Genomic DNA, 25,376 nt, shown 5'->3' with positions numbered 1-25,376 from the left:
TCCAAACTCCTTACTCTTCTTCACGACGTAAGTGTGGAAAGAGAATGACGTCACGGATATTTGGGGAATCCGTGAGTAGCATGACTAGTCGGTCAATACCGATTCCGCAGCCGCCGGTTGGAGGCATGCCGTATTCCAAGGCGCGGATGAAGTCATGATCAAAGTACATAGCTTCCTCATCACCCGCTTCTTTTTGCTCAACCTGCTTGCGGAAACGATTGGCTTGATCTTCGGCATCATTGAGCTCTGAGAAACCATTCGCAATTTCACGGCCGGTGATGAACAATTCAAAGCGCTCGGTGATGCCTGGGCGTGTATCGGATTCTCTTGCTAGTGGACTCACTTCAATTGGGTAATCAATGATGTAAGTTGGCTCCCAAAGATGCTCTTCAGCAACCAATTCAAATAAAGCTAGTTGAAGTGCGCCAATACCAGCATTTTTTAGAGTTGGTGCATCAGGATTCTCGCCGCCTTTTTTGAGTTCAGCGCGAATGAATTCAATATCATCGAGCTGGCTTGCTTGATAGCTCTTACCGGATTGACCGCAGTACTTAAGAATGGCTTCAGTAATCGTGAGACGTTGGAAAGGTTTACTTAAATCCAGTCCCCGACCTTGGTGAGTCAGTAGAGCTGTGCCTTGAGCATCTATTGCTGCTGCACGAATCAATCCTTCTGTGAAATCCATCAGCCAGCGGTAATCAGTATAGGCTGCATAAAACTCCATCATGGTAAATTCAGGGTTGTGGCGCGGGCTTACACCCTCATTTCGGAAGTTACGATTAATTTCAAAAACCCGCTCAAAGCCGCCAACTACCAAACGTTTGAGATATAGCTCTGGAGCAATACGCAAGAACATTTGCATGTCTAGGGCATTGTGGTGAGTAATAAAGGGCTTTGCGGTAGCGCCACCGGGAATAGGGTGGAGCATTGGGGTCTCCACTTCCATAAAGTCGGCATCGAGCATATGGCGGCGAAGTGAAGCAATCGCATTACTACGTGCTTTAAAAGTATTACGGCTCTCTGGATTAACAATTAAATCTACATAACGCTGTCGATATTTAGTCTCGAGATCAGAAAGTCCATGAAATTTATCAGGTAGTGGACGCAGGGACTTGCTTAATAAGCGCAAATGACTGCACTCTACCGAAAGCTCACCTTTATTTGTCTTAAAGAGATTGCCCTCGGCTGAAATGAAGTCACCCATATCCCAATGCTTAAAGGCGCCATGGGTCTCGGCACCACTGAGTTCATCGCTGATATAGAACTGAATTTGACCACTGCGATCTTGAATAGTGGCAAAGCTAGCTTTACCCATCACACGTTTTAATACCATGCGGCCTGCAACTTTGACATGAACTTTCTTGGTTGCCAGCTCTTCTTTAGTCAGACTGTCGTAGTGGGTATGTAAGTCAGCAGCTAAATGTGTGGGGACAAAGTCATTCGGAAAGGCAATGCCACCTTCACGAAGTTTGGCTAATTTTTCACGGCGCTCTGCAATGATGTGATTTTCATCAACAACTTCAGTCGCCGGAGCAGGGGTAAGGTTGGCTTTATCGTTCATATCGTTGGGTTGCTATTAATGACTACGGTTAATTTTGATTACACACCTTGTTTAAGGCTAGCTTCAATAAATGCATCGAGATCGCCATCTAATACTTTTTGAGTGTTGGAGATTTCAACATTGGTACGTAAATCTTTAATACGACTTTGGTCTAGCACATAAGAGCGGATTTGGTGACCCCAACCCACATCGGTTTTACTAGCCTCTAATTTGTCTTGCTCTACGCGACGTTTTTGCATCTCATGCTCATACAAGCGTGACTTGAGCATTGTCATGGCTTCAGCGCGGTTACGGTGCTGGCTTCGATCGTTCTGACACTGAACCACGATACCGGTTGGAAGGTGAGTAAGACGCACGGCAGAATCGGTTTTATTGATATGCTGTCCACCAGCGCCTGAAGCGCGATAGGTATCGGTACGGATATCAGCAGGATTTACATCAATCTCAATGGAGTCATCTATCTCAGGATAAACATAAATTGATGCAAATGAAGTGTGGCGACCATTTGAGGAATCAAACGGTGATTTACGAACTAAGCGGTGAACACCCGTTTCAGAGCGAAGATGGCCGTAAGCGTATTCACCATCTACTTTGATAGTGGCGCTTTTGATACCAGCGACATCACCATCAGATTCTTCCAAAATTTCTGTTTTGTAGCCTTTGCGCTCGCAATACTTTAGATATTGTCGATAGAGCATGCTAGCCCAGTCACAAGCCTCAGTCCCGCCAGCACCCGCCTGAATATCAATAAAGCAATTGCAAGAATCCATCTCATTGTGGAACATCCGGCGAAACTCGAGATCACCAATAATCTTGCTGTAACCCTCTACATCTTGCTCAATAGCGCCGATGGTTTCAAAATCGCTTTCTTCCTTGGCCATATCAAAGAGCTCAAGAGCGCTGGTAATGTTGGTATTGAGGTCTGTGAGGGTAGCCACAACACCATCAAGCAACTTCTTTTCTTTACCTAAGGCTTGTGCTTTCTTTTGATCATCCCAGATCGTGGGATCTTCAAGAATGGAGTTAACTTCAGTAAGGCGGCGTGACTTTACTTCGAAGTCAAAGATACCCCCGAAGCGCTTGCTCACGGGTGAGCAGGTCAGACAAGGTATTTGAAATAGTATTTAATTGTTCGGCTTCCATCCCTTAATTATAAGGGGGTTATTCGACCCGGCCTCTTAGTCACCTGAAGTCTCATCGTGTGCCTCAATCATGAGTTGAATCCGGGCTTGGCCTTGGTAACGATCGGTTACTAGGCGATAGGCCAATTTCGCCTTGCTTGGCAAGCTTTGTGTGTGATTAAACCAAACAGCGGTAAATGGTTTGCTGGCCACTACTCCCGAGCCTAAGGGGCGAAGCATTAATCGCAAATGCTTTTCTTTCATCAGGCTTTGTTGCGTGATCTCAAACTCGCCATAAAAAATAGGCTGTGGAAAGCCTTGCCCCCAGATCTCTTCTGCCAGTAAATCCGCAGTTTCCGCAGTAAATTCAGATAGTTCGAGTGCGCCATCATGTATGTGTCGTCTCTCAAGCAGTTCATCCGTTAGCAATTCGTTTGCAACTTGCTGGAAGCAAAGATCAAATTTTTCAAAATCTGCTTTGCGTATTGTTAAACCAGCTGCCATTGCGTGGCCACCAAATTTTAGAATCAGTCCTGGTTCTCGTTTTGAGACGACATCAAGTGCATCTCTCAAATGAAAGCCGGTAAGAGAACGTCCTGAGCCACGTAACTCCTCACCAGAGGCGCCATCTGCTGGAGCAAAGACAATCGCTGGGCGGTTAAAGCGTTCCTTAAGGCGGGAGGCCACAATACCCACCACGCCTTGATGCCATTCTGGATTCCATAGGCAAATACCGTTGCGATCAGCCATAGTTCCTGCCAATTGATCTTCGGCAAGATGGGCAAGAGTGGCTTCTTGCATGCCGGTTTCTATTACACGTCGCTCACGATTAATACGATCGAGTTCCTGGGCCAATGCAAGTGCTTCATCGACGTTATCAGTGAGCAATAAGCGAATCCCTAAAGTCATGTCTGCTAAGCGTCCAGCGGCATTAAGCCTGGGGCCGATTGCAAATCCAAGATCAAAAGTATTTGCCTTGCGTGGATCCCTTGCCGCCACTTGAAATAGGGCTTGGATCCCTGGTTGCGATACGCCTGCACGAATTCTTTTAAGACCATTGGAGACCAATACGCGATTATTACGATCAAGCTGAGCAACGTCGGCTACCGTGCCTAAGGCCACCAGATCTAATAAGTTCTCTACTTTAGGCTGGGTCTCATTCGTAAATTTTCCGCGCTGACGAAGTTCTGCACGCAAAGCTATTAATAAGTAAAACATGACGCCAACGCCAGCAAGTGCCTTGCTTGGAAAATTGCAGCCAGGTTGATTCGGATTGACGATTGCTTTAGCTTTAGGGAGATGATCTCCGGGAAGATGGTGGTCAGTAATGATGACTTCCATTCCTAATTCACGGGCGCGTTCTACACCAGCCTCACTGGCAATGCCGTTATCAACAGTGATGAGATATTTTGGTTTTGGTATCTGTTGTGAGGCAAGCTCAACCACTTCAGGCGTTAAGCCGTAACCCATCGTAAAACGATTTGGTACTAGAAATTGAATGAGTGTTTGGGGTCCTCCAAGCATACGCAAGCCCCGCAGGCCAACGGCACAAGCAGTGGCACCATCACAGTCGTAGTCGGCAACGATGAGCATAGGCTCTTTTTTTTCAAGGACATCGGCAATTAAGCTAGCAGTACTTAAGCAGTTCTTCAGCTCTATTGGGGAGAGTAATTGCTTCAAATCTAATGAGAGCTCTTCAGGGGATTGAAGACCACGTGCTGCGTAGAGCCTTGCTAATAAGGGGTGTAAGCCGCCTTGCTGCAACCAGCTAGCAGTTCGATCAGAGAATGGCCGTTGAGAGAAAAGACTCATATCAATCCTTATTGCTGAGCAATTTCTTTCCAGGTGAGGGGGTTTGTCTTTTTCCAGAAGGCCCAGGATTTCGGATGCAAATCTTTGGCAGTAAAAATACGCTCACGTTTTTTACCATGGGGAAAGTCAATGATCAGAATTTCTTGTAATCGTTTTTCAATCAGTGCTTGGCTTAACATTGGCCAAGCGTCCAGGGGATTTTCTAGCCAGGCAAAGGCATTTCCTAAAGCTTGCTCATTGATTTGAGTGCTATGAACGATGTTGTAGTGTTTTGCTAATCCAGCAAGGAGGGGATGTTCTCCGTAAAGCCATTGTGATTTTTGAATAAGCTGGGGAGAATGGAGATCTGCTAGTTTTCCGATACCGCTGATCCAAAGTGAATTAATACTCGGCAGTCCACGTATCTCTCGAGCCTCATTGACTGGGTCGATATGCCATAGCATCTGAATTTCGTTCTGTAACTTTCTCCAGCGTTTAGCGACCCCTTCTTCATGAGAATCGCGCGGCATCCACCAATCAATATTTCTGCCAAATGCTTGATCAACACTATGGGTGGCTAAACTTGAAAATGGGCCTGCAGGAATGAACCAATAATGCTGACCCTGATATAGAACGCTTGATTTAAAGTCTTCTTCAATAAAAGGCAATGCAGCTTTAAGCAAACTGGCAGATTCATCTGCCGTCAGATCGATCTGATTTTGTCCCATCAATATGAGATGGTCTCGTGTCGCATGAAGATGGATTGGTTGTAAGCAGGCAATGATTTCTTGAGGATTTACGGGCTGATTCAATTGTCCTAACAAGAGTACCGGGGCAATCGGTACTAGATCCCCTAAAAGAAATTTCTCATGGGGTAGGCCTTGAGGGGGGACGTTTATACCCTCTGAGTCCTCAATATCCAGGACATCTTCCCCTGAAACCATCAGGGTAAAGCGATTGCTGGGATTTTGAGAGGAGCTTAAATTGGGAGCCATTCCCCTGATTTTAGGTGGCATTTGAGTATTCCATCAGATTGCTCGCTCAATTGTCTAAACTGTGGCTATGTTGAGACTTCCCATTGAGCTAGAAATTGGCCTGCGCTATACCCGATCCAAGCGTCGTAAGACGGTCGGTAGGCGTGATGGCTTCCTGTCCTTTATCTCCGGAATTTCAACGGCGGGCATCGCTTTAGGGGTTGCAGCCTTAATCGTCGTACTCTCAGTGATGAATGGTTTTCAGAAGGAAGTGCGAGATCGCATGCTTTCTGTTCTCTCTCATGTTGAAATTACCGCTCCTGATGGATTGGCAAATTGGGAGCCATTAGCGCTGAAGGTTGCTGGTCAGCCCCATGTATTAGGTGTTGCGCCGATGGTGAGCTCGCAGGGCTTAATCAGTCGAGACAATATGATGCGTGGTGTTGCGATTCGCGGCATATCTCCCACGGAAGAAGGTAAGGTTTCTGATTTACCGAAGCAATTTATCGCGGGTAATATTGATGACCTAAAACCTGGAAGTTTTGGTGTGGCACTTGGAGCACAACTGGCATCCATTGTTGGTGCTCGAGTAGGAGATCGAATTAATTTAATTGTTCCAGAGAGCGATTTAACGCCTGCAGGTGCGATGCCCAGGATGCGTACTCTCACAGTCCTTGGGATTGTGGACAGTGGTCATTATGAATACGATAGTTCACTGGCCATCATGCACTGGCAAGATGCCGCCGCTCTATTAAGACTCCATGATCCATCAGGGTTGCGGGTGAAGGTTGATGATATGCAACGTGCGCCAGAAGTCGCGGCTGAGCTTGCCGCGGTCGTGCCACAGGCCTTGTGGATAACAGATTGGTCACGATCGAACCGCAACTGGTTTGCCGCAGTTCAAACCGAAAAGAAAATGATGTTCATCATCCTAACTTTGATTATTGCGGTGGCAGCATTCAATTTAGTCTCTACCTTAGTAATGACTGTCAATGAGAAACAAGCAGATATTGCTATCTTGCGAACCATGGGTGCGAGTCCGGGACTGATTCAAAGAATCTTTTTAATTCAGGGATTGGCAATTGGATTGTTAGGTTCGCTAGCAGGAGTTGGCTTAGGCTTATTAATTGCTTTAAATATAGATGTGATTGTTCCGGCGATAGAGGCGATCTTCCGCGTGCGCTTTTTACCGCGTGAGGTGTATTTCATTAGTGAGCTTCCATCGGATGTCAGGCTTTCAGATGTTGTTACCGTTGGATTGATGGCTTTCGGCCTTTCTGTATTGGCTACGCTATATCCAAGTCGTCGAGCTGCTAAGGTGCAACCAGCGGAGGCACTTCGTTATGAGTAATCAGCCCGTGCTAGTTGGCAGGAATTTGGCGAAGACTTATGGTCAAGGGCCAACAGCTGTTGAGGTTCTGAAATCGATTGATTTAGATGTCATGCCCTCTGAAAAAGTGGCTATTGTGGGTTCTTCTGGCTCTGGCAAAAGCACCTTATTGCATTTATTGGGCGGCTTAGATAGTCCAAGCTCAGGCTCAGTCATCTTGGCGGGTTCAAATTTAAATCATTTGTCGGTCAATAAACTAGATCAGTTGCGCAATCACAGTCTAGGATTTATTTACCAATTTCATCATCTCTTAGATGAATTTAGCGCCGCTGAAAATGTGGCCTTACCACTTCGCATTCGTGGCCTAAGTAACGACGAGTCTATGGAGCGTGCAAGCAAGATGCTTAAGGCAGTTGGCTTGGCCGCTCGTGAGTTACATACCCCAGGGGAGCTCTCAGGTGGCGAGCGTCAACGGGTTGCGGTTGCCCGGGCTTTAGTAGGTAATCCTGCATGTGTTTTAGCGGATGAGCCTACTGGTAATTTGGATGCTGAAACAGCGGATGGTGTTTTTGATCTCATGCTTGATATTGCTCGGGAACAGGGCACTGCATTTGTCATCGTTACACATGACCCTTTGCGCGCTAAACGTTGCGATCGAATTTTGCATTTAGAGCGTGGAGTACTAACAACATTTTCTCAATGAGTTATTAATTCATGCAGCCTATTTGGATTGATACCCATTGCCATCTCGATGCTCCAGAGTTTACTAGTAAATTATCTGTAGTCGTTGATGCTGCAATTAGTAAAAATGTACAAGCGCTATTGGTGCCAACTGTAAGAGCAGCAGACTGTCTTCCGGTAAAAGAGCTAGTCAATCAATTTGGTTTACTAATGCCTGGTTTGGTCTATACCCTTGGTATTCATCCAATCTATATTAATCAGGCTAAAGAGAGCGATGTAGATATTGTTGAGCAGCACATCATCGAATCTTTATCTGATCCGCGTTTTGTCGGGGTTGGTGAGATTGGGCTAGATTATTTTGTTGAAGGCTTAGATCCTCATCAGCAAGATTTCTTTTTTAACTCCCAATTAGATTTGGCTGAGAAATATCAACTACCAGTTGTTTTGCACGTGCGTCGTTCTCAAGATGCTATTTTAAAAGCCTTGCGCCGCAGAAAAATTCCTGGCGGTATTGCTCATGCCTTTAATGGCAGCCTGCAGCAGGCCGAACAATTTATTGCTCTTGGATTTAAATTGGGCTTTGGTGGTGCTGCTACCTATGAGCGTGCATTGCAAATTCGAAGACTTTTAAAAGAATTGCCGATAGAGAGTATTGTGACTGAAACGGATTCGCCTGATATTCCACCTGCATGGTTAAGGTCCGAGGGAATTCCTTTTAATGAGCCCGCATTGCTACCTCGTATTGCACAAGAGTTAGCCATTATTCGTGGAATAGGGGAATTAGAATTTGCCAATGCGGTCTGGCGTAATGCAATGCAAGTATTGCCGCGCTGGTCAGCACTTTGTGCCAATAATCCTGTACTTCAAATAGCCCCTTAAAAACGTGCGCTTGGCTATTACGGCATTTATTGCCGGGGGATCACTCCTTCTCTTTTTACCGCAATTGCCGTCCCTATGGCTTCCCATCAGTATGGGTGTCATCATTCTTTCTATCCCATTCTTATTGACTAGGCAGAATGGTGGATGGCATTTTCAAATAGCTTCAATGGTTCTTACGTTTACTTTGGGCTTTGCTTGGAATGCACACTATGCAGAAAATCGCCTTAGCAATATCCTTGATGAAGGTTTAGAAGGTAAAGACTTAGTCATTGAAGGGCGAGTAGCAGCTTTACCGCAAAGTAAGCCAGATGGAGCCAAGTTTGCATTTACTGTAGATAAAGCTTTAATTGGGCAGCAAGACTTAGCACAATTCCCTAAAAAAATTTATCTAAGTTGGCAGCCTGCCTGGAGAAATCCACAAGAAATTCCAGAAGTGATTCCTGGACAGCGCTGGCGTTTTAAGGTCAAACTAAAGCGCCCCTATGGAACTCTTAACCCATATACCTTTGATTTTGAGCGCTGGTCTTTTCATCAAGACTTTGGCGCTAGTGGCTCAGTAAAAAGCGGGCAATTATTGCTTGCCTCTGACATTGGACTTAGGGAGTTTGAGCTGCGCATGGAGTCAGCTCGCTGGGGCTTACGCAAAAAAATATTAAGCATGCTTCCAGCAGATGCCAGGTACTCTGGGGTCATTATTGCCCTAGTCATGGGGGATCAAAACGCGATTGCTCAAGATGATTGGCGGGTATTTAATGCCACTGGTATTGGACATCTGATTTCTATATCGGGTTTGCATGTCACGATGTTAGCTGGTGTAGGCGCTGCAATTGCAGCAGGGATTTGGCGTAGACACTCCTTACCTTTGCTGATTCCGGTTAGCAAGCTTGCAGCAATATCGGGCTTTCTGACGGCATTTATCTATGCATGGTTAGCAGGCTTTCAGATACCGGCACAGAGAACAATGTATATGGTTGGCGTTGTTGCTTTCGCATTATGGACAGGCAGAAACCCAAGATCTTTTGATATTTGGTGGTGGGCATTATTTTTTGTATTACTACTTGATCCAATGGCGCCTTATACACCTGGCTTCTGGTTATCCTTTGGTGCAGTTGCGGCCATTTTGTATGGCATGGGGAATTCCGCTGGTTTATTAGGGATACCTACTGGTAAAGAGTTGGAAGTGCATTGGACTCAGAGGGTGATGCAGGCGCTTAAGCAAGCATGTCGCGTACAAATGGTTGTTACGCTTGCGTTGTTGCCACTAACCTTGTATTGGTTTTATCAAGCATCAGTAGTATCGCCATTAGCTAACGCCTTTGCCATTCCATTAGTGAGTTATGTGGTGACGCCATTAGCAATTGCGGGCGCTTTATTACCTGACTTTATCGGACGCTGGCTCTTATTACCGGCGCACGTCTCTATGGAATATCTTGCGCAATTACTCCATTGGATGGCGACTTGGAAATGGTCAGTAATTTGCTTACGTCAGCCAGAGTGGTGGGCGCTATTGCTTTCAAGTGCTGGAATTGTTTATGTCATTCGTCCGGGGGAGATTGTTGAAAGTTGGCGCTCAAGATTATTTGTTTTGATCATTTCTATTGGATTACTAACCCCTCTGAGTAATCTTTTCTCTGGCAGATCTATTTCCCCGGGAGAATTTAAAGCAACTATTTTTGATATTGGCCAAGGCACTGCGGTGTTGATAGAAACCAAAAATAGAAAATTACTTTATGACACAGGACCCATTCAAGGCAAGAAGGATGATGCTGGCCAAAGAATACTGCTCCCTTATTTGCGGGGGAGGGGAATACATCAGCTAGATCGTATGGTCATTAGTCATAGCGATAGCGATCACGTGGGTGGTGCAGCCACGTTGCTAGAGCATGTTCAATTTCAATCCATGATGGGATCCTTACCGTCAAGTAATCCATTGCTGAAAAATCTTCAATCTAAAAAGATTCCAAGCATTCCCTGCCGCTTTGGCCAGCATTGGGTTTGGGATGGAGTGGAATTTTTTATTTGGCAGCCGCAGCAAGATACTAATTTTGTAAACCAATATACGAGTAAGCCCAATGAAATGAGCTGTGTATTGGAGGTTCGCAATCAACGATCTTCACTCTGGTTAACCGGGGATGTAGAAAAACAAGGTGAGGCAGAAATAGTGGAACGCTTAGATGAAGTCATGCTAGAAAACATTGGGGACCGAGAGCTCATCTTTATGGCACCGCATCATGGGAGCAAAACATCATCCTCAGAGGCTTTGATAAGGCGACTCAAGCCAGACCAAGCCTTTGCCCAGAATGGGTATCGCAATCGCTATGGGCATCCACATCCAACAGTCAAGGCGCGGTACGAGGCTTTTGATATCCCATTTACCCAAACCCCTCATACCGGCGCACAAGTTTGGTGGTTTTCTCAGCGGGGAAAGAAGGCAAGTTATCAATGGCATCAAAGGGAAGAGAGTGGGCGCTTATGGCATAGGGGCATTATTTATTGAGTGTGTATGGTGTGTATATATAAGATATCATATTGGGAGATGAATGCAGAGTAGAAAGCTTATTGAGCAGTTGAGTGGAGATGGATGGGTTTTAAGATCGGTCAAAGGATCCCACCATGTGTTTACACATCCCATGAGAAGGGGTCACATTGTGGTTCCTCATCCTAAAAGGGATCTAGGAATAGGTTTAGTAAATAAAATTTTGAAGCAAGCTGGAATTAAATGATGGAGAAAAGATGAGATATCCAATTGCAATTGAGCTTGGGAAAGAAAAGAGTGCCTGGGGTGTAGTAGTTCCGGATCTTCCCGGTTGCTTTTCTGCAGCTGATAATAGCTTGGAGGAGGCTATAGAGCTTGCTAAGGAGGCTATAGAGTTATGGATTGAAACTGCAATTGATGAGCATCAGGAAATTCCAGCACCTAGCTCTCTCCAGGATTTACAAAAGAAAAAAGAATTTAAGGGTTGGACTTGGGCACTTGTTGAAATTGACCCAGCATTTTTATCTGATGAAATTGAGAGAATTAACATTACTTTGCCAAAGAGGGTGCTGGCTAGGTTAGATGCCAAAGCAAAACTGGCTGGAGAAAATAGATCAGCATTTATTGCCCATCTAGCTTTAATGGCCTAGAGAACCAAAAAGGCTTCTTTGTCTGATGACGAAGAAGCCTTTAGCTTATTTGGTTGCGGGGGCAGGATTTGAACCTACGACCTTCGGGTTATGAGCCCGACGAGCTGCCAGACTGCTCCACCCCGCGTCTGAAGCTAATATTCTACCATTTTTTGGACCCTCTTGTCGAGGTAAACCCTAAAAATACGCATAACTAAGGCCCTTTTTAAGGGTTTCGAGATCTTTAAAGATCCTCTATAAGGAGTAACATATTGCCACGCAACAACACCCAAGGGTTTAGTAATGTCAGTTAGCAATCCTGAGTTTTCTGATTCGTCTTTGTTAAGGCCGGTGGATATCTCGCGCGAGAATAATCCGCACAAAAACGGCGCATCTATATCGCTGATGTTTGCAGCAATCGGCATTGTTTTTGGCGACATTGGCACGAGCCCGCTATATGCCCTTAAAGAATGTTTTAGTGCTGAGCATGGCATTCCATTTTCTCCCGATGCAGTTTATGGAGTGATATCCATGGTGTTTTGGGCATTTGCAGTTGTTGTATCACTGAAGTACGTTTTGTTTGTGATGCGCGCAAACAATCATGGTGAGGGTGGAATCTTAGCTCTAATGGCTTTGGCGCTGAGAACTGCGCCTTCCGGATCTAAGCGCGCCAGCATGATCATCATGGCAGGTGTATTCGGTGCTTGTATGTTTTATGGTGACGCTATTATTACCCCTGCTATTTCAGTACTCTCGGCGGTAGAGGGTTTAGAGGTCATATCAAGTGATCTGACTCGTTTTGTTTTGCCAATTACCATTTTTATTTTGGCGGCATTATTCTTCATTCAAAAAACTGGAACTGATGTAGTGGGTAAACTTTTTGGCCCAATCATGATGATTTGGTTTATTACAATTGGATTAATGGGGATTCATCAGGTTATTCAGAATCCCGCCATCTTCGCTGCAATTAACCCAATCTATGCTGTCGGCTTTCTGATAGAGCATTCATTACAAGGCTTTATTGTTCTGGGAGCTGTCTTCCTTGTTCTTACTGGAGCAGAAGCACTTTATGCGGACATGGGTCACTTTGGTGCAAAACCTATACGCATGGGTTGGTTTTTTATTGTGATGCCTTGTTTGCTATTGAACTACTTTGGGCAAGGAGCAATGTTCCTAAATAATCCTGAGACTATTTCTAACCCATTTTTCTTGATGGTGCCTGAGACTTTTGTATTGCCATTAGTCATTTTGGCAACCTTAGCTACTGTGATTGCCTCTCAAGCCGTAATTTCAGGCGCGTTTTCTATGACCAGCCAAGCTATCTTGTTAGGATTTGTACCGCGCATGAAAGTGCGACATACATCGGATAGAGAAATCGGCCAGATCTACATGCCCCTTGTTAACTGGACATTGTTGGTTTTAGTGATTGTTGTTGTCTTGGCATTTAAGAAGTCAGAAAATTTAGCTGCTGCATACGGTATTGCAGTTACCACCACCATGATTGTGACAACCTTTTTAGCAGCCATTGTGATGCGTATTGTCTGGCAATGGAATGCTTGGCTTGTGACTTTAGTCATTAGCGCTTTCTTAATTGTTGATTTGGCTTTTTTAACAGCAAATCTTTTGAAGATTTTAGAAGGTGGTTGGTTTCCGCTTTTACTGGGCGCTATTTGTTTCATGGTTTTAATGACTTGGTATCAAGGTCGTAAAATCTTGCGCCACAATGCCGTGAATAATGGTATTGAATTAAAAAGCTTCATTGATGTGTTGATGCAGCATCCACCACATAGGGTTGAGGGTACAGCGGTATTCCTTACGGCACATGTGGACTATTTACCAGTGTCCTTCTTGCACAATCTGAAGCACAACCACGTTTTACATGAACGCGTCTTTTTCTTGAAGGTCAGTATTTGGGATGTACCTTATGTAAAAGATGAGGAGCGTATTACTTTGCGCGATCTGGGTAACGGCATTTATGTAGTGCGCGCCGTCTATGGATTTAATGAGACTCCTGATATGGGTCACATCATTGAGTTGATCGAAAAATCCTCCGGACTTAAATTTGACTTGATGGATACCTCCTTCTTCTTATCGCGCGATACCATTGTTTCTTCTTCGGACATTCCAGGAATGGCTATTTGGCGCGAACGTCTGTTTTGTTGGATGTATCAAAATGCTGGTCGTCAATCTGACTTCTTTAAGATTCCTGCCAATCGCTTGGTAGAGCTTGGTGCTAAGGTGGAAATTTGAGAAGAAATTTACCCGTCGGATTAAAGGTATTTCTGGGTGTGTTGCTGATGATTTGCTCAATGAGTGGATTAGTTCTTGCAACTCCAGCTGAAGAGGCTGAACTTGAGCAGTTAACAAAAATTGAACAAGAGTTAGAGCTTCAACGAGAGTGGGTTGAGTATCGCTTAAAAAGAGATTCTGCTGTTTGCTATCAAAAATTCTGGGTTAATTATTGTCTCCGTGATGTCAGGGCTGACTATCGTAAAGAGCTAGATCCTATTAGGGCGCAGGAAGTCGCTGTGCGTGAGGCTCAGCGCATATTGCGTGAGAGCTTGAAGAACCAAGATGATATTAAGCGTGCTGCTGATCGCGCGGCGCCTGAAAAAGCAGCTGAACGTGCTGCTAATCAACGTGAGTACGAAGAGAAGCAAAAGGATGCTGCTGCTCGGGCTGCCGATTTAGAGCAGCGCCGCAAAGATGCACCCAAGCGCGCACAAGAAAATAAAGCTGGCACTCAACTCGACTAATTTAGTCATTCAAAATTTCATTGGGTAAGCACTTGGCAAAAGTTAAAACGATTTACATCTGTCAGTCATGCGGTGGCACTTGCGCTAAATGGCAAGGACAGTGCCCATCCTGCCAGGCATGGAATACCTTGGAGGAGGGGTTGCCAGAGGGAAGCTCAAACTCGCGCTTTCAGGGCTTAGCTCAATCCTTACCTAGGCAAAAACTTTCTGCAATTAGTGCCAAAGACTTGCCCAGATTTAGCACTGGTGTTGAAGAGTTTGATCGTGTACTTGGCGGTGGCTTAGTTCCTGGTGGTGTTGTGCTATTGGGTGGTGATCCGGGTATAGGTAAATCTACTTTGCTATTGCAGGCTCTGGCAGAGATGAGTTCTGCTGGAATGAATGTGCTCTATAGCAGTGGTGAGGAATCTGCCGCACAGATTGCTTTGCGGGCCAAAAGAATTGCTTTGGATGCGCCACAGTTAGAGGTACTTGCAGAAATTCAGCTTGAGAAGTTGCTATCCATTATGGATACGGTTAAACCTCAAGTATTAGTAGTTGATTCGATTCAAACTTTATATTCAGAAGTGCTCAGTTCGGCTCCTGGATCAGTGGCTCAGGTTAGAGAATGCGCAGCGCAATTAACCAGAGCTGCTAAGTCAAGTGGCATTTGTGTATTGATGGTGGGCCATGTGACTAAGGATGGTCATTTAGCTGGCCCACGAGTTTTAGAGCATATTGTTGACACCGTACTGTATTTTGAAGGTGACACCCATTCCTCATTTCGTTTAGTCCGCTCGATTAAAAATCGCTTTGGTGCTGTGAACGAATTGGGCGTATTTGCGATGACTGAAAAGGGTTTGCGCGGCGTAACCAACCCTTCCGCAATCTTTTTATCCCAGCATGAGCAGATGGTTCCAGGCGCTTGTGTATTAGTTACTCAAGAGGGTAGCCGCCCTTTATTAGTAGAGATTCAAGCTCTGGTGGATACCGCACATGTACCTAATCCGCGCAGACTAGCGGTTGGCTTAGAGCAGGCACGCCTAGCGATGCTCTTAGCAGTACTTCATCGCCATGCTGGTATTGCTTGTTTTGATCAGGATGTATTTCTAAATGCTGTTGGCGGGGTCAAAATTTCAGAACCTGCAGCAGACTTAGCTGTTCTTTTAGCAATTCAATCTTCGATTCGTAACCGCGCTTTACCAAAAGAGTTAATTGTTTTTGGTGAGGTGGGTTTAGCTGGAGAAATTCGGCCATGTCCTCGCGGACAAGAGCGCTTAAAAGAGGCTGCAAAACTAGGCTTCACAGTTGCCATCATTCCGAAGGCGAATATGCCTAAGGCAAAAATACCAGGATTAAGAATTATTCCTGTAGAGCGAATTGATCAGGCCATAGCAGCAGCTGCGGAACTAACTTAAGGTTTAGCGCAGATCTTCTGCCTGAATGAGTAAGACCTGCTCTTCACCAGCAGACACTTCCATCCAAATCACTGGTATTTGAGGAAACGCTTTTTTGAAGTTTTTAAACTCGTTGCCAATTTCAATCAAGATAGCACCACGCTCAGACAGATAATCAGGTGCTGCAGAAATGATGCGCCTGATTAAATCCATGCCATCATCACCGCCTGCTAAAGCAAGGATAGGTTCCGCGTGATACTCAGCAGGTAATGTATTCATTGAATTAGCATTAACGTATGGCGGATTACAAACAATAAGATCAAAAAGATTCTCATCATTAGGCTCAGGGAGGGCCCCCCATAAGTCACCATTGAATAACTCGATTTGGCTACCAAGATGATGTCGATCTATATTTCGGGCTGCTAGTGATAGGGCGGGCATACTGATGTCACAAGCACTGATATGAATATCTGGGCACGATAGGGCTAATAGAATGGCGAGTGATCCATTCCCAGTACAAAGGTCAAGTACCTTTCCATCCGCTGGCAACCATGGCTCAAGTATTCCCTCTACGATAAGTTCAGCAATCCAAGAACGCGGCACGATACTTTGCTCGCTGCAGTAAAACGGAACGCCCATTAACCAGGCTTCACCCAAAATATAAGCAAGTGGTTTACGAGTGAGGATTCTTTCATCAGCAATGACTAACCCCTTTTGTAATTGCTCTGTTGTAAAAGTTTGATCTAGATGATCTAGTGCTTCTGCTGGACTTAAATCGAGTTGCTTACTGGCGATCCACAAAGCTTCGCTTTGCGCATCCACAGCACCATGGCCATAATGTAAGTTAGCACGCTCTAATTTTTGTGCAATTTGCGCAATGCACTCTTTTAGAGAGATATTTTGTGAAGGCTCGGGATCCATATTGGATGTTTGGTGGGCAATAAAAGGTTAACGCAAATTAAGCAATTAATTGCTCAAGGGTTCTGCGATAAATATTTTTCAGTGGTTCAACGTTATCCACAATGACGCACTCATTGATCTTATGACTTGTAGCATTGAGTGGTCCAAACTCTACAACTTCTTTGCAGACTTGAGAGATAAAGCGCCCATCACTAGTGCCGCCAGTGGTAGATATTTCGGTAGTAATCTTCGTTTCTGCTTTGATGGCAGAGCTCAGGGCACTGGCTAAAGCACCATCACCGGTAATGAAGGGGCTGGCACCTAGGTGCCAATCTACTTGAAATTCCAGGCCTGCATCATTGAGGATTTTCTCAACACGCTCACGCAGTTCTTCAGGTTTACTCTCTGTAGAGAAGCGAAAGTTAAAGTCTAATGACAACTCACCGGGAATAATATTGTTTGCACCGGTTCCAGAATGAATATTCGAAATTTGAAAACTGGTTGGCTGAAAATACTCATTTCCTTTATCCCATTCTGTTTCCGATAGGATCGCAATCGCTGGGGCTGCCAGGTGAATAGGATTCCTGCCTAAATGAGGGTAAGCAATATGAGCCTGAATGCCATTAATAATGAGCTTGCCAGACAGGGAGCCACGACGGCCATTCTTGATCATGTCACCAAGATGCTCTACTGAAGTGGGTTCACCAACCACGCAATAGTCTAAGCGTTGACCTTGTTTCTGGAGGCGCTCACACATAATGACCGTGCCATCGTGAGCAGGTCCTTCTTCATCGCTTGTGATTAAAAAAGCAATCGAACCTTCGTGATTAGGATGAGTGATGATGAATTCTTCTGTAGCGACCACAAAGCCTGCCAAGGAGGTCTTCATATCAGCAGCGCCACGACCATAGAGCATGCCATCTCGAATGGTGGGGGTAAAAGGATCACTGTTCCACTTTTCTAGGGGGCCAGTAGGCACTACATCAGTATGCCCGGCAAAAACAAATACTTTGCCTTGATCACCAGCTGTCCCTTTTTTGATGGCCCATAAATTGGTAACCTGGAAGTTCTCAGGCCCACTAACAACGCTCTCGGTATGAAAGCCAATTGCTTGAAGTCTTTTAGCAATGAGATCTTGACAGCCGCCATCAGCAGGCGTCACTGAACGGCAGGCAATGAGAGCTTCAGTTAGCTGGAGGGCGGCGCTCATGAGTTCTCTGAATTCAGATTAGTCGCGAAGTAATTCATTAATTGCAGTTTTAGCCCTGGTCTGAGCATCTACTTTCTTCACGATGACTGCAGCATATAAGCTGTATTTACCGCAAGCCGATGGCAAGGAGCCTGGAACCACAACTGAACCTGCTGGTACACGGCCATAATGAACCTCGCCAGTTTCACGGTCATATATCTTGGTACTTTGACCAATATAGACACCCATGGAAAGCACAGCGTTTTCTTCAATGATGACGCCTTCGACAACTTCTGAGCGCGCACCGATGAAGCAGTTATCTTCAATAATGACAGGGCCTGCCTGAAGTGGCTCCAAAACACCACCAATACCAACGCCACCTGAGAGATGCACGTTTTTGCCGATTTGGGCGCAAGACCCAACCGTAGCCCAGGTGTCAACCATACTGCCTTCGCCTACATAAGCACCAATATTGACATAGGAGGGCATCAAAACAGCATTTTTACCAATAAATGAACCACGTCGAGCTATGGCTGGGGGGACAACCCTAAAGCCACCAGCAGCAAAGTCAGCCGCCGTGTAGTTCTCGAACTTACTAGGGACTTTGTCATAGAACTGGGTATAACCACCGGCTGCCATAGGTTTGTTGTCTTCAAGACGGAAAGATATCAGGACAGCCTTCTTAACCCATTGATTTACTTCCCATTGCCCTACGCTACGGCGTTCAGCTACACGAATGGAACCGTTATTTAAGCCCTCTAGGACGGCGTTAACAGCCTCGCGGACGTCCGCAGGTGCGCTTTCTGGTGAGAGACTTGTACGGTTTTCCCAGGCTTGTTCGATGATGCTTTGTGGTGATTGGCTCATGCTTTTTAGTTAACTATCAGATTGTTAAGGGATTTTGGCCCTGAATGTAGATTTATCATTATATCTGTGGGGAAAAAACGCGTGTCAGGAGTCCCAAGCTTGCTATCATCTTCCCACTTTAGCTTTAATTTTTATCCCCTTTATTTGAACCTTTTTCCCAGCAAAGTACGCCGTGCAACTGAAATCCATCAAACTTTCCGGCTTTAAGTCTTTCGTCGACCCAACCCACCTTGAAATGCCTGGCCAATTAATTGGTGTCGTAGGTCCTAATGGCTGTGGAAAATCAAACATCATTGACGCTGTGCGTTGGGTATTAGGCGAATCTCGTGCCAGTGAGCTGCGTGGTGAATCCATGCAGGACGTTATTTTTAATGGCTCTGGATTGCGTAAGCCTTCTGGTCGTGCCAGCGTAGAACTTATTTTTGATAATTCAGATGGTCGAGCACAAGGTCAGTGGAGCGCATTTACCGAGCTTGGTGTGAAGCGTGTTTTAACGCGTGACGGCAATTCTAGTTATTACGTAAATAACCAAGTAGTGCGCCGAAAAGATATTCAAGATATTTTCTTGGGCACCGGTATGGGTCCAAGAGGCTATGCCATTATTGGTCAAGGTACGATCAATCGTATTTTGGAAGCCAAGCCAGAAGAGTTACGCGTTTTCTTGGAAGAGGCTGCTGGTGTTTCTAAATATAAAGAGCGTCGCAAAGAAACGGCATCCCGCCTGGAAGACACTGTTGAAAACTTAACTCGTGTTGAAGATATTTTGCGAGAGTTGGATCAACAATTAACTCGCTTAGAAAAACAAGCAACTGTCGCTGAGCGTCATGCTGAGTTATCCGTGCAGATGAAATCGCAGCAACAATTATTGTGGTTTGTCCGTCAAACAGAGGCTGGCAAAGAGCAAGAGCGTCATGCGAATGGTATTCGCGATACTCAAGTCGGTCTTGAGGAGCAAACAGCCAAGTTGCGTCATGCGGAAGCTGAGCTAGAAACGATGCGGACCCAGCAGTACGCATTACAAGACAAAGTCTCTCAAGCACAAGGCGATCTTTATCAAACCAATTCTGATGTAAGTCAGGTTGAATCACAGATTCATTATGTGCAAGAGGCTCGTCAACGTTTGCAGCAACAAGTGCAAGATTTGTTGGCTCAACTGCAGCGCTGGACAGTTCAAGAAACTGATGCAGCCCAAGCCCAACGTACAGCTGAGCATGAATTAAGTGTGGCATCTGATAAAGAGCAAACATTATTGGCTGATCTAGGCGCCTTGATGGATCAAATGCCAGGTCGCGATGACGAGTATCAAAATTCATCAAACACTTTAAATGCTGCGCGCGATAGTTTGGCTAGCATTGAACAGCGCTTAGCAAGCTTAGGCGAGCGGATGCGCGCTATGAGCTCTCAGTCAGATGAATTGAAAGGTCGTGAGGCTCGTTTGACTAGTGAGCTTGATGGAATGCGTAGGCCTGATGCAGAGGCATTACAGATGGCAATTGATCGCCAGGTGATGGCACAGCGCAAAGTGGAAGAATCGAAGCAGCGTGCTCAAGAGACTCAGCAGCGTGTTCCTACTGCGGATGAAGCCAGAAATACTGCTCAACACAACATTCAAAGTGCCAATCAAGATCTAGCCCAAACAGAGGCAAGGTTAACTGCTTTAACGGCATTACAGGCCAGTGTTCAGGCTCAAGGAAAAATTGGGCCCTGGCTTGAGAGCAAAGGACTGAAAGAGAGTAAGCGCCTTTGGCAAGAACTTAAAGTGGAGAGCGGTTGGGAAGCCGCTTTGGAATCAGTATTGCGTGAGCGTTTAGCTGCTGTTACCGCAAAGAGTGTGCAGGAAACTCTAGCATTAGCTAATGATGCCCCGCCAAGTCGCTTAGCCATCTTATTGACTGAAGATATCACACCAGCGCATACCAATGCACCTACAGACTTTGTTCCTCTCTTAACCAGAGTACAAAGTGCTGGTGCACCCAGGCTCACTTCAGTCTTGCAAGAGTGGTTGGATAATATCTACATCGCTAGTAGCCTCGAGGATGCATTGCATCGTCGTGAAAAATTGCCAGCAGGCGGCGCCTTTGTTACTCAACAAGGCCATCTTGTAAGTAGAGTAAGTGTGCAGCTTTATGCAGCCGATTCTGAGCAAGCAGGTATGTTGGCCCGCGCCCAAGAAATGGAAAGTCTTGAAAAGCAATTGCGCGCCCAGCAACTCATGCAAAGCGAACTTAAAGGTGAATTAGATCAATGTGTAGCAAATTATCAGGCTGCTCATCAGGCGGCTGAGCAAGCACGCATCAATGCAGAGCATGCAGTTCAAGAAGCGCATGGTTTCGAAGTTGAAAGAATGCAATTGACTCAGGCTGAAGAGCAGTACAGTACTCGCGCTGCTCAAATTCAGAATGAGATGGGTGAGCTAAGCCAGCAAATACTGCAGTTAAGCGCCACACAAGAGCAATCTGCTGCTGAGTTATTAGAGTCAGAGGGTTCTAGGCAGGGATCGCAAGAGGCATTAAGCCTAGCCCAAGAGAAATTGCAGCTTGCCACTCAAGAACGTGATCGCTTACGTGAATCATTGCGTGCTGCAGAGATGGCTGCCCAAGAGGCTGCTTTTGAAACTCGCTCATTACAACAACGTATTACGGATTTGCAACGTGATCAGAGTACAGCGCGTACTCAAATCATGGAAATTCAAGATAAGCACGATGCTGCCACTCAAGAATTAGAGACATTGAGCGATGAAGAGGCGCAAGACAAGTTACAGGGCTTATTACTAGCACGTAGTGCACGTGAAGCTGCTCTGGCTAATGCCCGCACTGAACAAGATGCCTTATTGCATCAATTGCGTGAAGCTGATGAAGCGCGCATGCAAGTGGAGCGTAGTTTGCAACCAATGCGTGATAAGGTAGTCGACTTACAGTTACGTGAGCAAGCAGCCCGCCTTAATTATGAGCAATTTGCCACTTTATTGGCTGATGCTGAAGCAGACTTAATAGCATTAGAAGCCAATTTCAGCCTAGACTTGAAAGTCGGCGCTTTGCAAACGGAAGTGAATCGTTTAAATACAGAGATTCAATCACTTGGCCCGGTCAATATGGCTGCCCTAGATGAGTTGGCAAGTTCACGTGAACGCAAGCAATTCTTAGATGCGCAATCGGCTGACTTGAATGAAGCTATGCAAACCTTAACAGATGCTATTGCCAAAATTGATGCAGAGACACGTGATTTGTTGCAAGGTACATTCGATCAAGTGAATACCCATTTTGGCAAACTCTTCCCAGAGCTCTTTGGCGGTGGTCATGCAGAGCTTGTGATGACTGGAGAGGAGATTTTGGATGCGGGTGTTCAGGTGATGGCTCAGCCCCCTGGCAAGAAAAACAGCAGTATTTACTTGCTTTCCGGTGGCGAAAAAGCCCTGACTGCTATTGCTTTGGTGTTCTCACTCTTCCTCTTAAATCCAGCACCTTTCTGCTTACTCGATGAGGTGGATGCGCCATTAGACGATGCAAACACCTTGCGCTATTCCCAGATGGTTGCCAAAATGTCAGATAAGACCCAGTTCGTCTTTATTTCACATAATAAGATCACTATGGAAATCGCGCATCAGTTAATCGGTGTCACTATGCAAGAGCAGGGTGTTTCCCGGATTGTGGCGGTGGATATTTCCTCTGCGGTTTCAATGGTGGAGGCTGCTTAAGTGGATGTAGAACAAATCATGACGATGCTGGGTTTGTCTGATTTGCAATTTGCTTTGGCTGTAATCGGCGGACTGATATTGATTTCAGTCGCTATTCTCAATATTAAACATGCCTATGCTCGCAAAAAAGCGCGCGAGCAAGGAGAGCTCTCGAGTGACGATCGGTTTTCTCGAGAACCTAGTTTTGGGCAGGTCTTTGCAGAGACGGATTCTTCGCAGCGTTCAGAGCCTAATTTTGGTGAAGCATTTTCTCAAACAATCTCTACCCCAGAAAAGTTTGCAATTGATCCGCGCATTGATTGCGTGATTACATTACGGTTTGATGAGGCTATCAGCGGCGCTGAGATTTTAGAAGAAATCGATACTTGGACAAACTTGGGTGCTCAGGCTAATGCTCGTTGGATGTGCGAAGGTCTGAATGCAGATGTAGATGCAGCCCAATCTTGGGAAGCCTTGTCGCCAGATGCTACTTATTCAGAATTGCAGTTGGCTATTCAATTGGCGAGTCGCCGAGGAGCCATTGGTGTTTTAGAGCTTTCTGATTTTTGCTCACGTGCCCAAGCTCTCGCTGATACGCTTGGCTCTCAAATCGATATGCCAAGCGTCAGTACCATGCTAGAAACCGCTAAAGAGCTTGATGCCATGGCCGCTGAGAGCGATATTCAACTCAGTATTAATGTGCTTCTTGATGAGCCTTGCCCATGGGGTAATTTTGATGCTCTCATGCGTCAACGAGGGTTTAAGTTAGCGCGCAATGGTAGGCAATATGAGCATTTCAGCAATGGAGCGCTTATTTTTAATAGTGCCGAACTTGACCCGAATAAATCAGTGACTCAATTAACTTTGTTGCTAGAGGTTCCTTTAGTCGCTCAAGATGAGCGCGCGTTTGAAAGAATGCTGGGCGAAGGAGTAGAAATTGCTCAGGCTGCTCATGGCCGCATAGTAGATGACAATGGCATTAATTTGTCAGAAGCTGCGGTGATTAGTATTCGGCAACATCTCGATGTACTCTATGCCAATCTTGAGAAGAGCGGCATCAGTTCCGGCTCTTCTACTGCAAGTAGACTCTTTAGCTAGGAAATTACTTTGTCGTCTAATAGTCCGTCAAATTTAACGGAGCGTTACGCATTCTTGCAGGCAGAGCTTGCTCGTCTGGAGCATGCCTACTACGTCTTAGATAGTCCACTTCTCCCTGATATTGAGTACGACCGCCTCTATCGAGAATTGCTGGAAATCGAGGCTGCTCATCCTGACTGGATTACATCAGATTCTTTATCGCAACGGGTTGGCGGAGCTGCCTTAAAAGAGTTTGATTCTGTCCAGCATGCCGTTCCCATGCTTTCTCTCAATAATGCATTTGAGGATGCGGAGCTGATTGCTTTTGATCGCCGTTGTCGTGAGGCTTTGCATACCAGTCATGTGGTTTATGCAGGTGAACTGAAGTTTGATGGCTTAGCCATTTCCTTGCGTTATGAAAATGGCACATTGGTTACTGCCGCAACCCGAGGCGATGGTGCAACTGGTGAAGATGTCACTGCTAATATCAAGACTATTCGTGCTATTCCATTAAAACTGGCAGGAAAAAATATTCCAAAAGTATTAGAGGTACGCGGCGAGGTATTTATGTACCTAAAAGACTTTCAAAAGATGAATGAGCATGCTGCAGCTCTTGGGGAGAAGGAATTTGCCAACCCCAGAAATGCAGCAGCAGGAAGTCTACGTCAATTAGATTCAAAAATTACTGCAAAAAGACCCCTTTCGTTTTTTGCTTATGGTTTAGGTGCTCTTGAACCGCAATCATGGCTTCCTAAAACGCATGAAGAATTGCTGAATACTTATGCTGATTTAGGGCTGCCTATCTGCTCTGAGCGTAAGGTACTGAACTCAGTAGAAGAAATCTTAGCCTTCTATAACGAGATCGGTGCAAAAAGAGATTTATTGCCATATGACATTGATGGCGTGGTTTATAAAGTCAATTCATTTGCTGAGCAGGCGAAGTTAGGTTTTGTATCCAGGGCACCAAGATTTGCCTTAGCACACAAATACCCGGCGCAAGAGGCCTTAACTACCGTATTAGGAATTGATGTTCAGGTAGGGCGTACTGGCGCGATTACCCCAGTGGCAAGGCTTGCACCAGTTGAGGTTGGTGGGGTGACCGTAACCAATGCAACCTTGCATAATGAAGATGAGGTGAAGCGCAAGGATGTGCGTATTGGAGATACGGTTTCAGTAAGAAGAGCGGGTGATGTCATTCCTGAGGTGGTATCCGTTATCTTGGATCGTCGTCCTGTAGATGCAAAACAATTTGTCATGCCGACGCGTTGCCCTGTATGTGATTCACATATTGAGCGCTTGGCGGATGAGGCAGTAGCTCGCTGTAGCGGCGGATTATTTTGTGGAGCACAACGAAAACAAGCATTGATTCATTTTGCCCATAGAAGGGCTTTAGATATTGAGGGCTTAGGTGAAAAGATTGTTGATCAATTGGTAGATCAAAATCTAGTGAGAACGCCAGCCGATCTTTACCGCTTAGGATTTACTGCCCTTGCAAACCTTGATCGCATGGGCGATAAATCTGCAGATAACCTGATTCAGGCTATTAACCAATCTAGAAATACAACGCTAGCCAGATTTATCTTTGCCTTAGGTATTAGGCACGTTGGTGAAACAACAGCCAAAGATTTGGCCAATCATTATCAGTCGATGCATGCCTTGATGGACGCAGGTCTTGAAGATCTCCTGACAGTGAAAGATGTAGGTCCGGTAGTGGCAGATTCAATCATCAGCTTTATGCAAGAGGCCCATAACCGCGAGGTGATTGAGCAGATTCTTGCTTCGGGCATGCAACTTGCCGTTGAAGAAAAAGTCATTAGTGCAGCCGTGGCAGGCAAGACCTTTGTACTAACTGGTACTTTTCCAACGATGACGCGCGATGAGGCTAAAGACTTTCTAGAAAAAGCAGGGGCAAAAGTAGCTGGCTCTGTTTCAAAGAAAACCGACTATGTTGTGGCGGGCACCGATGCTGGTAGCAAGCTTACCAAAGCAGAAGAGTTGGGTGTGCCAGTGATTGATGAAGCGGCAATGATCGACTTGTTGAAGTAGTCGATTTCCTGTAAAAATATCAGATAGTTGCTAATTTAAATAAATTCATA

The 25,376-nt window shown here is 45.5% G+C and carries 19 protein-coding genes and 1 tRNA gene; 12 read left to right on the top strand and 8 right to left on the bottom strand.

The features are described 5' to 3' along the window. Positions 1 to 10 precede the first annotated feature (10 nt). The 4 genes from lysS to ICN38_RS07925 form a co-directional block, all read right to left on the bottom strand. A complete protein-coding gene (gene lysS / locus ICN38_RS07940; RefSeq protein WP_216256531.1) occupies positions 11 to 1,561 on the bottom strand; it encodes a lysine--tRNA ligase in 1,551 nt (516 codons plus the stop codon). A 38-nt stretch (positions 1,562 to 1,599) separates the two neighbouring features. After that, positions 1,600 to 2,704, bottom strand: a protein-coding gene (gene prfB / locus ICN38_RS07935) for a peptide chain release factor 2 (protein ID WP_216256530.1) whose coding sequence is annotated in 2 segments (ribosomal slippage) — positions 1,600 to 2,622 and positions 2,624 to 2,704 — 1,104 coding nt in all. Because the reading frame shifts where the segments join, the coding sequence is not laid out codon by codon here. A gap of 35 nt (positions 2,705 to 2,739) precedes the next feature. Beyond that, positions 2,740 to 4,494, bottom strand: a complete 1,755-nt coding sequence (gene recJ / locus ICN38_RS07930) for a single-stranded-DNA-specific exonuclease RecJ (RefSeq protein ID WP_216256529.1) — start codon at positions 4,492 to 4,494, stop codon at positions 2,740 to 2,742. Between the two features lie 8 nt (positions 4,495 to 4,502). Continuing rightward, entirely contained in the window at positions 4,503 to 5,468 is a 966-nt protein-coding gene (locus ICN38_RS07925; protein WP_255562773.1) for a hypothetical protein, read from the bottom strand. Positions 5,469 to 5,538: 70 nt separating this feature from the next. On the opposite strand from ICN38_RS07925, the gene ICN38_RS07920 reads away from it, so the two are divergent. Genes ICN38_RS07920 through ICN38_RS07895 form a run of 6 tightly spaced genes read left to right on the top strand, consistent with a single transcriptional unit; the run spans position 5,539 to position 11,463 of the window. Beyond that, positions 5,539 to 6,798 carry a lipoprotein-releasing ABC transporter permease subunit gene (locus ICN38_RS07920; RefSeq protein WP_255562792.1) on the top strand — a complete coding sequence of 420 codons (1,260 nt, stop codon included), beginning with the start codon at positions 5,539 to 5,541 and terminating at the stop codon, positions 6,796 to 6,798. Further along, positions 6,791 to 7,480 (top strand): ABC transporter ATP-binding protein, encoded by a 690-nt coding sequence (locus ICN38_RS07915; protein WP_216256526.1) that lies wholly within the window; start codon positions 6,791 to 6,793, stop codon positions 7,478 to 7,480. Before ICN38_RS07920 ends, ICN38_RS07915 begins: the two co-directional genes overlap by 8 nt. A gap of 11 nt (positions 7,481 to 7,491) precedes the next feature. Continuing rightward, positions 7,492 to 8,337 carry a TatD family hydrolase gene (locus ICN38_RS07910; protein ID WP_216862734.1) on the top strand — a complete coding sequence of 282 codons (846 nt, stop codon included), beginning with the start codon at positions 7,492 to 7,494 and terminating at the stop codon, positions 8,335 to 8,337. A gap of 4 nt (positions 8,338 to 8,341) precedes the next feature. After that, positions 8,342 to 10,834, top strand: coding sequence for a DNA internalization-related competence protein ComEC/Rec2 (locus ICN38_RS07905; RefSeq protein ID WP_370624382.1), 2,493 nt, complete (start codon positions 8,342 to 8,344; stop codon positions 10,832 to 10,834). Between the two features lie 43 nt (positions 10,835 to 10,877). Continuing rightward, positions 10,878 to 11,060, top strand: a complete 183-nt coding sequence (locus ICN38_RS07900) for a type II toxin-antitoxin system HicA family toxin (RefSeq protein ID WP_216256525.1) — start codon at positions 10,878 to 10,880, stop codon at positions 11,058 to 11,060. A gap of 10 nt (positions 11,061 to 11,070) precedes the next feature. Further along, the gene (locus ICN38_RS07895; protein WP_216256524.1) at positions 11,071 to 11,463 is read left to right on the top strand and encodes a type II toxin-antitoxin system HicB family antitoxin; all 393 of its coding nucleotides are present in this window, start codon (positions 11,071 to 11,073) and stop codon (positions 11,461 to 11,463) included. 50 nt (positions 11,464 to 11,513) lie between these two features. On the opposite strand, the gene ICN38_RS07890 is transcribed toward ICN38_RS07895, so the two are convergent. Then, positions 11,514 to 11,590 (bottom strand) — tRNA-Met (locus ICN38_RS07890). Positions 11,591 to 11,745: 155 nt separating this feature from the next. On the opposite strand from ICN38_RS07890, the gene ICN38_RS07885 reads away from it, so the two are divergent. Genes ICN38_RS07885 through radA form a run of 3 tightly spaced genes read left to right on the top strand, consistent with a single transcriptional unit; the run spans position 11,746 to position 15,595 of the window. Beyond that, positions 11,746 to 13,692 carry a potassium transporter Kup gene (locus ICN38_RS07885; RefSeq protein ID WP_370624381.1) on the top strand — a complete coding sequence of 649 codons (1,947 nt, stop codon included), beginning with the start codon at positions 11,746 to 11,748 and terminating at the stop codon, positions 13,690 to 13,692. A gap of 59 nt (positions 13,693 to 13,751) precedes the next feature. Then, positions 13,752 to 14,198 carry a hypothetical protein gene (locus tag ICN38_RS07880; RefSeq protein WP_255562772.1) on the top strand — a complete coding sequence of 149 codons (447 nt, stop codon included), beginning with the start codon at positions 13,752 to 13,754 and terminating at the stop codon, positions 14,196 to 14,198. Between the two features lie 32 nt (positions 14,199 to 14,230). Then, the gene (radA, locus tag ICN38_RS07875) at positions 14,231 to 15,595 is read left to right on the top strand and encodes a DNA repair protein RadA (RefSeq protein ID WP_216256522.1); all 1,365 of its coding nucleotides are present in this window, start codon (positions 14,231 to 14,233) and stop codon (positions 15,593 to 15,595) included. Positions 15,596 to 15,598: 3 nt separating this feature from the next. On the opposite strand, the gene prmB is transcribed toward radA, so the two are convergent. From prmB to dapD, 3 genes are read right to left on the bottom strand one after another with little or no spacing between them, the layout of a single operon-like run. Further along, a complete protein-coding gene (prmB, locus tag ICN38_RS07870; RefSeq protein WP_216256521.1) occupies positions 15,599 to 16,495 on the bottom strand; it encodes a 50S ribosomal protein L3 N(5)-glutamine methyltransferase in 897 nt (298 codons plus the stop codon). 37 nt (positions 16,496 to 16,532) lie between these two features. Then, on the bottom strand, positions 16,533 to 17,684 hold the full coding sequence (gene dapE, locus ICN38_RS07865; protein ID WP_216256520.1) for a succinyl-diaminopimelate desuccinylase: 1,152 nt from the start codon (positions 17,682 to 17,684) through the stop codon (positions 16,533 to 16,535). 18 nt (positions 17,685 to 17,702) lie between these two features. After that, positions 17,703 to 18,530 carry a 2,3,4,5-tetrahydropyridine-2,6-dicarboxylate N-succinyltransferase gene (gene dapD / locus ICN38_RS07860; protein WP_216256519.1) on the bottom strand — a complete coding sequence of 276 codons (828 nt, stop codon included), beginning with the start codon at positions 18,528 to 18,530 and terminating at the stop codon, positions 17,703 to 17,705. Positions 18,531 to 18,702: 172 nt separating this feature from the next. On the opposite strand from dapD, the gene smc reads away from it, so the two are divergent. From smc to ligA, 3 genes are read left to right on the top strand one after another with little or no spacing between them, the layout of a single operon-like run. Then, positions 18,703 to 22,224: a chromosome segregation protein SMC gene (smc, locus tag ICN38_RS07855; protein ID WP_216256518.1), complete on the top strand. Its 3,522-nt coding sequence runs from the start codon at positions 18,703 to 18,705 to the stop codon at positions 22,222 to 22,224. Beyond that, entirely contained in the window at positions 22,225 to 23,301 is a 1,077-nt protein-coding gene (locus ICN38_RS07850; protein WP_370624380.1) for a cell division protein ZipA C-terminal FtsZ-binding domain-containing protein, read from the top strand. Between the two features lie 9 nt (positions 23,302 to 23,310). After that, positions 23,311 to 25,326: an NAD-dependent DNA ligase LigA gene (ligA, locus tag ICN38_RS07845; RefSeq protein WP_216256517.1), complete on the top strand. Its 2,016-nt coding sequence runs from the start codon at positions 23,311 to 23,313 to the stop codon at positions 25,324 to 25,326. The last annotated feature ends 50 nt before the right edge of the window (positions 25,327 to 25,376 follow it).

The organism is Polynucleobacter sp. AP-Melu-500A-A1 (assembly GCF_018882125.1).
In the GTDB taxonomy this organism is placed as follows: domain Bacteria; phylum Pseudomonadota; class Gammaproteobacteria; order Burkholderiales; family Burkholderiaceae; genus Polynucleobacter.
Note: the sequence above shows the minus strand (reverse complement) of the source record. Positions and strands in the feature narration are given on the sequence as shown.